This window comes from Oleiphilus sp. HI0067, from assembly GCF_001635735.1.
In genome coordinates this window covers 1-10319 of sequence record NZ_LWFI01000025.1, presented here as the reverse complement: position 1 = coordinate 10319, position 10319 = coordinate 1, and the positions used below count along the sequence as shown (strand labels likewise).

Here is a 10319-nt window from a genome sequence, read left to right as displayed (position 1 = left end):
TCGTTAATTGTGCCGCACATGATCGACAACGTACTTGCAAGTTGGACACTTTTTGCACGATGGCTAACAAACAGCAAAGCTTCGGCAAGTGGTGTATATCTGACAAGACCTAAACCTGCGCATTCCATACAACAAACCTATGAACAGGTATTTTCTGCACCGGTATTTTTTGATCAAACAAGTAATCGAATCGAACTATCAAATGAACTGCTGAGAATCCCACTCGTATCAAAACAGCACTCCCCGAAAAGCAGCTTAGAAGGAAAAGTACGAACGAGCTTATCGCAACTTAAATTTGATGGAGAAACCTTAAAAGACCAAATACTTCGCTCCGTTAAAGCGCACCTACAGTTAGGAATCGCGAGCAAAGAGCTAATATGCCAAGAGTTCAATACATCAACGCGACATTTACAGCGCCAACTTGATGCTGAAGGTACAAGTTACAGAGAGATTTTAAGAAAAGCCCGAGAAGAAAGAGCGACACACTTCTTGCTTGATACCGATCTATCAGTGATCGATATCGCCTACAATTTAGGGTACAAAGACGAAAGGAGTTTCTATAGAAGTTTTAAGAAATGGACAAAAGTAAGTCCTCAAGAATTCAGGAATTTGAACAGATAATCAACGAGACTTAGGCTTTAAAGCCTTCATTTTATATAGCTCTTCATCTGCCGCCTTAAGCAATGAACGACCATCATACTTAGCCAAGGTTTCTGTTGAAACAACGCCATAACTCAGCTTAGCTTGAATGCTGCCATTCTCACAAGGCATTGGCGTCTCGATCACCTGCTCCCGAATCCTCGAAGCAATAATATCAGCTCCTTCTTGGGCTTGATAAGGTAGAATTATCACAAATTCATCACCTGCAAATCGAAACACCAAGTCACTCTTTCTCGTGGTTTCCAACAACAAATTGGCAACGTGCTTTAAATAAAGGTCTCCTACCTCGTGACCATAAACATCATTAACCTGCTTAAAGTCATCACAATCTATGAACATCAAAGCTAAGTCAGCACCTTGTCGCTGATGACGACTTAGCTCTTGGCTTAACGCCTCCTCCATTTCTCTGCGATTACGCAAATGCGTCAAGGGGTCTCTTGTCGCTAAAAATCCAACTCGCTCGCGCGCCCATACACCAATAAGTGAAAGCGACACCTTTACGGCAAGCTGTCTTAAGAAAAAATGGTCTTTATCAGGGGAGTAACGAGCTTCATTTGGAGAGCCTAACATCAATGCACCGACTACTTTTTTCTCTACGACAATCGGCAACATTGCAAGTGAAGCAATCTGATCGCGCAAAGCTTTGGGGATTAAACCTCGCCACTTTTGGAGTTGCTGGTTTTTCAAAATCGGCTGTTTTGTACTCTTGGTTGCTTGCAAGAAATCAAGCATCGTCACTTTTTGATAGTGCTCTTGATGATCTTGGCTTTCTAAGTCCTCCAGGGCATGGATGAAATGCTCATTTGCAGGAACATCAACAATCGTCACCCAAACATGCTCTACTGCGAACTTTTCATGCACCATCAATAGCAACTGATCAAAGAAATCGGTACATCTTGCGATATTCATGATTTCTACTTCAATCTCAAACAAATTCTGGGCGATTAATTCATTTGCTTTCGCCCGCTCTACCAACTGATTAACATCAGCCACAGCTACTCCTAATCGTCGAAACCTACTATCTTCTAAGTCTAGAGCAAAGACTGAAGTACGCTCACATAGAGTTATGAATAGTTGTTCATTTTTCTAGTCTTAGCATTTGCTATTGGGGCTCTCTCTTACGTTTTTCTTGTTATACTCGTTAGCCGTTTTTCCGTCATTCAATTCTTCAGGTTTTAGCAGATCTTGTGCAGCACTAAAATCGAATTCGGTATCGGTCCCTAATTGCTCAGGGTCATAACGAATACCGCAACCCGCCTTAATAACTTCAGCTTCTTTTATGTTCTTCGATCCAGACATATTATTCTCTTGCCTCTAAAAATCTCAATTTTGGTGCAATCCATTCCGACACCCAAATGCGTACTCTATGCGCAAAATAGCAACAATTGAAACCATTTATGGAACAAAGCAAAAACCCCTTGCAAACTGTTCCCTGTATGGAACATACATTCCATCCACAACAGGTTTTTAAACTTTTCTTAGTCAATAAAATGCACTCCTGAGTTAGATAAGCAATATCCATAAGAAAAAGCGAATTTCGCTGTAGTTTTGACTAGGGGTTTATCATGCAACAAAAACATTATGTGCCGACATTCCACTTCGACACCACCAAGCCTTGCTACTGCCGTTCGCAAAAAGCATTTGGTGAATGCTGTGGTAGTTCAATTGAAGAAAAACAAACACCAAAAAGTATTAAAGTAGTCCATAACTTTTTGAGCGCATCTGAGTGCAATAGTTTCATTCGATTTGCTGAGAAACAAAAAAGAGAATGGCTCACTGTTGTAGACACAGCCAAATCAACCTCTAACAAACGTGTCTACAAACGTCACGCGAGTCGTGTCACTCAAAATGTCGACTTAGGCAAAAAGCGCGCGCTTGCCAATGATTGGTTTAAGCGTGCCTGCAGCGAGTACCTTGTGGAAATATCAGGCGGCCTTAATGCGCAATGGTTTGAGGAAGCGCAATTGCTTCGTTACGGTCCTGGCGGAAAATACGGAATACACGCAGACTCTGACCAATTCTGCCAACAGGCGAAACAATTCTATAGGTTTATTGATCGGGACTTCAGTATGCTGATCTATCTTAACGATGATTATGTTGGTGGGGGCTTATACTTCAAGGGTTTGAACTACACATATCAGCCAAAACGCGGCGACCTTGTTATTTTCCCTTCTAATCACGTTTTCTCGCATGAGTCGCTGCCGATTGAGCAAGGTAAGAAATTAGCACTAGTAAGCTGGGGAGCATTCCCAGGGACAGCGAGAGTCTCTCAACCTCGCAGTATCGTCCCAATGGCGACTAATCAGTAGCGCTATTTAAAGGAGATAATCCGAAACGATTCATCTCCTCTTCTCCTTTCAAAACCAAAAACACGAAAAGAATAATCCATCCTGCGATCGGAACGAAGATCAGTAAAAGCCACCAACCTCTTCGATTGGTATCGTGTAAACGCCTCACAGCAACAGCCACACTTGGAATTAAGACTAACAAGCCATAGATCGAACTGATCGTGCCAGTATTTGTTTCGTAGTTAAAAGTTCCAATCGATTGATCAAGCAAAGAACAAACCGCCGTAAAGATCATATTAATTAATACAAAGAACCAATATTCCTTACGTCGCGCTCTGCCTTCAAAGTTTGTGTAATTGCCGAGAACTTTAAGATACCAATACATAACTGAGGTCCTTTTTCTCTAAACTGTCTAACAGTCTAGACTAGCGATAAAATGTGGACTGTATCTTTTTAAATGATGAAGGACATCTACTATTAATTGTAGACTCAAAGACGCTTTTGAAACGGCGAGAGGAAAGTTAATCCGTATGTATGCTAATTGGTCAGTAAGTTTTAAGCCAACATTCTAATAGAACGAGTAGTGCTTACTCGCCTTAACATGGTTCATCCTTATGCCATAGTCTGTTTATCAGATAATACGGCAGAGATGAGCAATGAGGAAATAACCGCAAGTTAACAGAAAACCTTAGACACAACGAATGCAAAGTTGGAAGCCTATACCAAGCTCTCACACTTTGTTGTATTTCGCGAGCCATGGGCTGAAGACTCTGGCTACTTTACCCCCACGTTAAAAATAAAACGCCATGTCGTAGAGGACACATTTAAAGCAAGCTACGAGGACTGGACCAAGCGAAAAGATAAAATCGTTTGGGTGTAAATTTATTTCCTTCTACGCAGTCATAAAAAGTCCGACTTATCCACTTTAGCCCTAATATATCGCTGTTTTGATAACCAAAAAAAGCGCCGATTGTTTCAAAACAATCGGCGCTTTTCGGTTCATGCGAACTTTATTGCTGCGCTTTATCTATAAACTCTGCCACCACATTCGACATATCAAACGTTTTACCGCCCTGCACAGGTGGGTACTCGGCGAGCGTTTGCAGATGCTCCGCCATTAATTGACCCATCGGTTGAATCAGCCAAGATACTTTCTGCAGCAAGTGCCCATAAGAATCCGAATTATCATAAGACTCATAAGGATCCATACGAACATTAAATACCAACGGCACGGTTCGCGGAATCACGTTAGAGTAGTAATCCTCTTTCGTTGAGAAATGAAATTTCCACGGTCCCATTCTCACTGCAGTTAGTTTACTTTCGTAATAATGGAACAAGTGATTTCGTTCAGAATGATCGGATAGCCCCATCCAGTAATCAAGGTTGTTCACACCATCAATATACTGTTTTTTCTGCTCGATCATTTTCTCTTTGACGTCAGGCACACCGCCGGCCGTAGCTAGAGTGGTAAATAAATCTTGATGCGCTTGAATACCATTTAGCTTGGTACCGGCTTTGATTTTATTCGGCCAGCGAACCATTGTTGGCACACGCACGCCACCCTCGTATGTCGTCATCTTTTCACCTCTAAAGGGTGTGGTGGCGCCATGAGGCCATGAGCTATGCTCAGGGCCATTGTCTGTAGAGTAAACAACGATGGTATTCTCTGCGAGACCTTGCTCGTCCAGCCAATCGAGCACAAGACCAATATCATGGTCATGCTGCATCATTCCAGCGCCGTGGTAATCGGATTCCGAAGTATACTTCTCAACTTTATTCAACCATTCAGTATCGATACGCGTGTATAGATGCATTCGGCTGGTATTCATCCAAACGAAAAATGGCTCCTCCGCTTCCTTCGCATTTTTTATAAATTCAAACGTGCGCGGAATCACTTCACCTGCATCAAAGTTTTTCATTCGCTCACGAGTCAATGGTCCGGTATCTTCGATAGTCTGTTTTCCAACCACACCGAAGCGAGGGTCTTCCGTTGCATCATAGATGTCGGTCGCAAGCGCATGCACCACTCCGCGCGTCCCAAACTTTTTCTCGTACTCTTCCAGGCTACCCGCAAAGGCTTTACCAAAATTTTGATAATCTCTCTGTTCAGCCTCTTCTTGGGTATTGAGATGGTAGAGGTTTCCGTAGAATTCTTCGAAGCCGTGCATAGTTGGCAGGTGTTCGTTTCTATCACCAAGGTGATTTTTGCCAAAATGTCCGGTGCGATATCCTTCTTCTTTTAACACTTCAGCAAGAGACGGTGACTCTTTTTGTAAACCAAGCGCGTCACCTGGTTGGCCGACCGTCGTCATTCCAGATCGAATCGGATACTGCCCAGTTATGAATGCCGCACGCCCTGCTGTACAGGAAGGCTGGGCATAGTGATCGCTGAACATCACCCCCTCATTCGCAATTCGGTCAATATTTGGCGTTCCATAGCCCATAACCGAATGGTTATATGCGCTTACATTTGACCATCCAATATCGTCGCCCCAAATCACGAGAATATTGGGCTTACCCGATGATGTTTCTGCCTGTTGAACCGGCGTTGAATCTTCACTCTGCTGAAGAGGTACCGCTGCACTTGTCTTAACTGCAGCTTCGTCTCCGGCACTAGACTGCATGCTCTTTTCTACGCTCTCAGATTCGACAGACTCTGCAACCGAAGCTTGTTCACTATTTGCAGTATCTTGGCATGCCGTTAACTGAGAAAATATAATGCCTGATAAAAAAAGAAAACCGAGATTTTTGAACGTCATAATTGCCTCCTGAAATGATGAGTTCAATACCTTTTATCTTTACTTTCTTCTTGCTTAATTTGAACTAATGAAATCTGCGCTGTAACTCTATTATGTTTATTCTTTTGACTTATAGATTACGAGTCTCCGCAAAAGAGTCTAGGCGAAAAAACTAAATGGGTATAGATTTATCCCCACTAAAGTAAGAACACTTCGTATTAAGATGTAAATGTGGGGTTAGCTACATTTTAATTGTTACTTTCGTGAAACCTTTTCAACAAACAAATAACAAGTCGAAAAACCCGTTTATTCGCCTCTATACCCAAGTTAGACTGTTAACAGAGAATTCAAATAAAAATAATGTGCATATTTATGGCATTGTATTCGAAGCTAGTGACGCATCACTGTAGTGGAGCCGTCTTCATTGGGCTATTTTTGTGCTTGATGAGCACCTCAGCGTTTGCGAAAGACCCAACCCTTCTCATCTCGGAGAGCCAAACCTGCGTTGCATGTCATAAAAAAGAGGTGAATGCTTGGCGCTCATCGCATCACGCCAAAGCGATGGGTAAAGCCAATTCGAAAAATATTCTTGGCAACTTTGAAGATGCACGGCTTTCATACGAAGGTAAACTGGTAAAGTTTACACTCGAAGCTGAAAAATATTATATCGAGATGCCAAACTTATCGGGGGTTATGAAAAAGTATCAAGTCCTCTACACATTTGGGTTCGATCCTTTACAACAGTACATGTTCGATGAGGGCAAAGGAAAGCTGCAATTTTTTCCTTTCGCGTGGGACAGCCGACCCAAGAGTATGGGTGGGCAACGATGGTATGTTGTACATCCGGATCAAGAACCGCATGATAGCTTCCATTGGTCTCGAATGGGGCAAAACTGGAACCAAATGTGTGCGGATTGTCACTCAAGCGACTTCAGAAAAAATTTTGATTTGAATACCCGAACATACTCGTCGGAGTTTTCAAGTATCAATGTCTCGTGTTCTTCCTGCCACGGTAATTTGAGCGAGCACAGCAGAGATCCGGTTAGTTATCCCGTTTTAACTGATAGCCCATACATCGGTGTAGAAACGCCGCTGTATAAAACCGACAGTCAAAGTAAGTTAAACCCAATCTCAAAACGTCGTTCATCAGACCAAGTCATAGTCTGCGCCAGCTGTCACGCGCGACGTAATGCGATTAGTGACCGAGCGGAGCCTGATTTTCTCAATCGCGCGCTTGAGACGGTTTTACTGACACCGGAGTTCTACCATGTGGATGGGCAGGTATCAGACGAGAATTTTGTTTGGGGTTCTTTTGTTCAGAGCAAAATGTACGACGCGGGTGTAACTTGCACAAATTGCCATGACCCGCACGGCGGGCAACTCCACGTGACAGGAAACCAAGTCTGCACACAATGCCATGATTCAAAAACCTATGACAAACCAACACACCATATGCATAAAGTAGGCACAGACGCGGCAGAATGTGTTAGCTGTCACATGCCAGCGACTGTTTACATGGGCGTTGATTCGCGGCGAGATCATCAATTTTCGATCCCACGCCCACATCTAACACGCGATACCGGAGCACCAAACGCATGCAATAACTGCCATACCAATCAAGATGCAAATTGGGCAAGCACGACGATCGAGACATGGTACCCAAAAATTGACGATTCCTATGCTAAGCATTTCGCTTACGCTTTCAACGAGGCAGATAATCTAATACCGAGCGGACGTCAAAAGCTGTTAACTGTTTTTACAGACGATACTCAAGCGACCATCATACGCGCATCAGCGCTTAGTCGTTTAGCTAACTATCCGCATCCTGATTCGATGCAAGCAATCGAAATAGCCGTGAAAAGGTCAGAACCACAATTCAGACTTGCGGCGATCGACGCAGCGGCGCCCTACTCCAATGCCGAAAAATGGCAATTACTCAAACCACTTATTAACGATGCTCAATCAAACATTCGTGCCCGAGGATCTCGCGCACTTGCCGCCGCCAGTCAAATGTCATCGATCCCCGTACAAGCGAAAAAATTAATCAAAAACGGATTAGAAGAGTATCGCAGTATGCAAAATTACCAAGCGGATAGAGGTTTTGCGCACACTAATCTCGGTAACTTAGAGCGCGATCTCAACAATTTTGAAAATGCCGCCAAACACTATAATGCCGCGATAAATATTGAACCAATATATATACCCGCCTACCTTGCTTTAGCGAGGTTGACGGAATCATTAAACAATACTGCGCAGAGTATAAATGTTCTAAACCAAGCATTGACCATTAATCCAGACTCAGCTGAGGTTTATTTCGCGTTAGGCCTGACTCGTATTCGTCAACGCAACAAAAAGTTGGCTTTAGCGCACCTGCAAAAGGCAACGGAGTTGTCGCCGAATAACCCTCATTACTTTTTTACATTCGGTGCCTTACTTCAAGATCAAGGACAAGCAGAGGAAGCCTTGAAAAACTATGAGACTGCACACAAGCTCGCACCGAAGAATCCTCGAATGACCTATGCGGTGCTGCCTTTACTGTTAGAGCTCGGCCAAACCCAAAAAGCCCTGACGTATGCCGAGCAACTAGTAGACCTGATACCCGAGGATTTACAAACCCTTAGACTCATTAACATGTTGCGCAAAACGTCCGCAAAAACGAATTAACATAAATAATCAATGCGCATAATTATTAGTGAGTTTGCGTAATTTGATGGCAGGGTTCGGATGCGTGATGGGCGCTCGCTGAAGCCGCTATACGCTTCTTAAACTCCCCAACTAATAAGTGTTTCACTAAGCTTGTGCCCAATATTAGTCAATTTGTAGCGGTTCTCACAGAGCGGTCTTGGCAGCCGTTTATCCAGATTTTAGTACTAGCGCGCTGTTGGCTCCAAAGCCTTAGCTATCGCCCATATTTCACGCTGTCATTTACATCTTGCTACTGATAGCAAACGGGCTATCGAATTTTAGAACATCAAATTTAAATTTCAGTGCGCAATGGTACGACCAATGACCTTCTGGTTTTGGTCATTAGCTTGATTAACATAAATCTCATCTTGCTGGCGCTGTCGAGTTGAGCTAACAAACTCCTCTGCATTAACAGCATAAGCACCTTCGTTTTCACGTAACACAAGTCTAGCAGCAACAGATTCAACTGAAGACAACAACTGTCCTTGAGCGCTTGATAAGGTTCGTTGCGAAGCTACTGAGTAAAGCTGAGGGTTACCTAAGATGCCTTCGTCTTTTGAGTAACTATCATTAGGACGAGCGGTTGAACGTGGCTGATCATCACTAATTAACACATGCATCGTTGATTGGACGCCATTTGTTGCATCAATGCTCAAGCTCGGAACCCATTTTGCATCTTGAGAAGCGGACTCAATTTGTAAAGTCGTTTGATTAATTTGATTGGAGTCTTTGCAGTCGCCAGACAGGATTTCTGTATCGGAACAAAATAGAGCACGACTCTCAAACAAGAAACGTCCCTCTCGACATGTGCCGGCATCTAGATCAAAGCGAGTACACTCATCAACCGCTCCCTCTAACGGCTCCTGAACGTTACACATCACTTCCATGAGACCCTTGTAGCAGACATTAGAAACAGTTGCGCCTTGGACGTTCGTTGAAAAATATATCCCGGAATCTTGAACCACTGGCCGAGAAATAGATTGCACCAATCGACGACCTAACAATAGACGCTCTCGCACAGTGGCCGGTGCGGTAAGAGGCTGTTTGTAGTAATACACCACTAGAGCATCACGCTCTGTCAGACGTAAATTTAACAACAAAGAATCGTCGTACATCTTAAATTCGAAGCTGCGCATATAGTCTTGGTAGTAGGGCAAAAATGCAGCAAAACTAAGATCATTCGCGACTTCATCAAGCTCATTTAAGTCTTCATAGTTACTGGGCGTGCACAACTCAGATTGGGGTGTTGTTGGCGTGCGCTCTGCGTCTGTCACACAATAATCATTGAGATCATTTGGAAAAGAGCAGTTCAAAGCAAGTGTACAGTCATTCGTTACTTGCCATGCGAAGCCTCCAACGTCATTCGCATCGGCACAAGCTACTGGGTCAGCATTGTAACTACAGTCATTCAAATCAAACTGTGAGAACATGTAAGGATCTTCAATGTTTCTCAGCGATCGCGCTAATAAAAAGTCATAACTGTAGTTCTTAGATAAAACTGGCGCACTGTAACTAGCTTTATAGTCACTGTAGAAGAACTTACCCTGATCAAATATAAGGAAATCATCATTATCGAAAGCGATTTGCATCTTAGTGACATTTCCCGAGTCTTCTTCCAATTGATATGACCGATCTTTAAATACATCGTTGGAATCACTTAGCTCAAATAACTCTGAACCCTCAAATACAAAAATATCACGGCCAAGTTGCGCCACATAAAAGTTATCCTCCAACTCTTCGACAGCAAACAACTGACTATAAGCGCCTTCCACTCCCAGAACATTGGAAAAACTCTCTAGATTTCGATCTTGTGGAGCCGTCCAAACTTGGTCTCCAGCGCTATTCCACAATACCAGCTCACGAGCCCCGCTCCCCAAGCCAGCACCGATATATCCATATACTTGCACTTTACTACCTGGATTAGTCGCATCATCTACGTATGCACGAA

Annotated in this window: 8 protein-coding genes; 3 read left to right on the top strand and 5 right to left on the bottom strand. The window is 43.3% G+C overall.

Translation table 11 applies throughout. The features are described 5' to 3' along the window. The coding region (locus tag A3739_RS00615) for an AraC family transcriptional regulator (RefSeq protein ID WP_156502203.1) at nucleotides 1-621 on the top strand (621 nt) is incomplete at its 5' end. Here A3739_RS00615 and A3739_RS00610 read toward each other — a convergent pair. Then, nucleotides 622-1653: a DUF484 family protein gene (locus A3739_RS00610; RefSeq protein ID WP_068477362.1), complete on the bottom strand. Its 1032-nt coding sequence runs from the start codon at nucleotides 1651-1653 to the stop codon at nucleotides 622-624. Nucleotides 1654-1752: 99 nt separating this feature from the next. After that, nucleotides 1753-1959, bottom strand: coding sequence for a hypothetical protein (locus A3739_RS00605; protein WP_068477365.1), 207 nt, complete (start codon nucleotides 1957-1959; stop codon nucleotides 1753-1755). 266 nt (nucleotides 1960-2225) lie between these two features. On the opposite strand from A3739_RS00605, the gene A3739_RS00600 reads away from it, so the two are divergent. Then, complete coding sequence (locus A3739_RS00600; RefSeq protein ID WP_068499782.1) at nucleotides 2226-2969, top strand: 2OG-Fe(II) oxygenase; 744 nt, start codon at nucleotides 2226-2228, stop codon at nucleotides 2967-2969. On the opposite strand, the gene A3739_RS00595 is transcribed toward A3739_RS00600, so the two are convergent. After that, entirely contained in the window at nucleotides 2959-3333 is a 375-nt protein-coding gene (locus A3739_RS00595; RefSeq protein WP_068499778.1) for a DUF805 domain-containing protein, read from the bottom strand. The two genes, A3739_RS00600 and A3739_RS00595, sit on opposite strands and share 11 nt — an antisense overlap. Before the next feature lie 625 nt (nucleotides 3334-3958). Further along, on the bottom strand, nucleotides 3959-5707 hold the full coding sequence (locus tag A3739_RS00590) for an arylsulfatase (protein ID WP_082878198.1): 1749 nt from the start codon (nucleotides 5705-5707) through the stop codon (nucleotides 3959-3961). Between the two features lie 351 nt (nucleotides 5708-6058). Between A3739_RS00590 and A3739_RS00585 the strand changes: the two genes are divergently transcribed. Next, nucleotides 6059-8350, top strand: coding sequence for a tetratricopeptide repeat protein (locus A3739_RS00585; protein ID WP_197471916.1), 2292 nt, complete (start codon nucleotides 6059-6061; stop codon nucleotides 8348-8350). A gap of 320 nt (nucleotides 8351-8670) precedes the next feature. Here A3739_RS00585 and A3739_RS29070 read toward each other — a convergent pair. Beyond that, nucleotides 8671-10319: hypothetical protein (locus A3739_RS29070; RefSeq protein WP_197471915.1), on the bottom strand; the 1649-nt coding region annotated here is incomplete at its 5' end.

What these genes read in the sequence shown, in the direction of transcription:
- A3739_RS00605 (WP_068477365.1), bottom strand. Translation starts at nt 1,959, where the DNA reads ATGTCTGGATCGAAGAACATAAAAGAAGCTGAAGTTATTAAGGCGGGT.
- A3739_RS00600 (WP_068499782.1), top strand. Translation starts at nt 2,226, where the DNA reads ATGCAACAAAAACATTATGTGCCGACATTCCACTTCGACACCACCAAG.
- A3739_RS00595 (WP_068499778.1), bottom strand. Translation starts at nt 3,333, where the DNA reads ATGTATTGGTATCTTAAAGTTCTCGGCAATTACACAAACTTTGAAGGC.
- A3739_RS00590 (WP_082878198.1), bottom strand. Translation starts at nt 5,707, where the DNA reads ATGACGTTCAAAAATCTCGGTTTTCTTTTTTTATCAGGCATTATATTT.
- A3739_RS00585 (WP_197471916.1), top strand. Translation starts at nt 6,059, where the DNA reads ATGGCATTGTATTCGAAGCTAGTGACGCATCACTGTAGTGGAGCCGTC.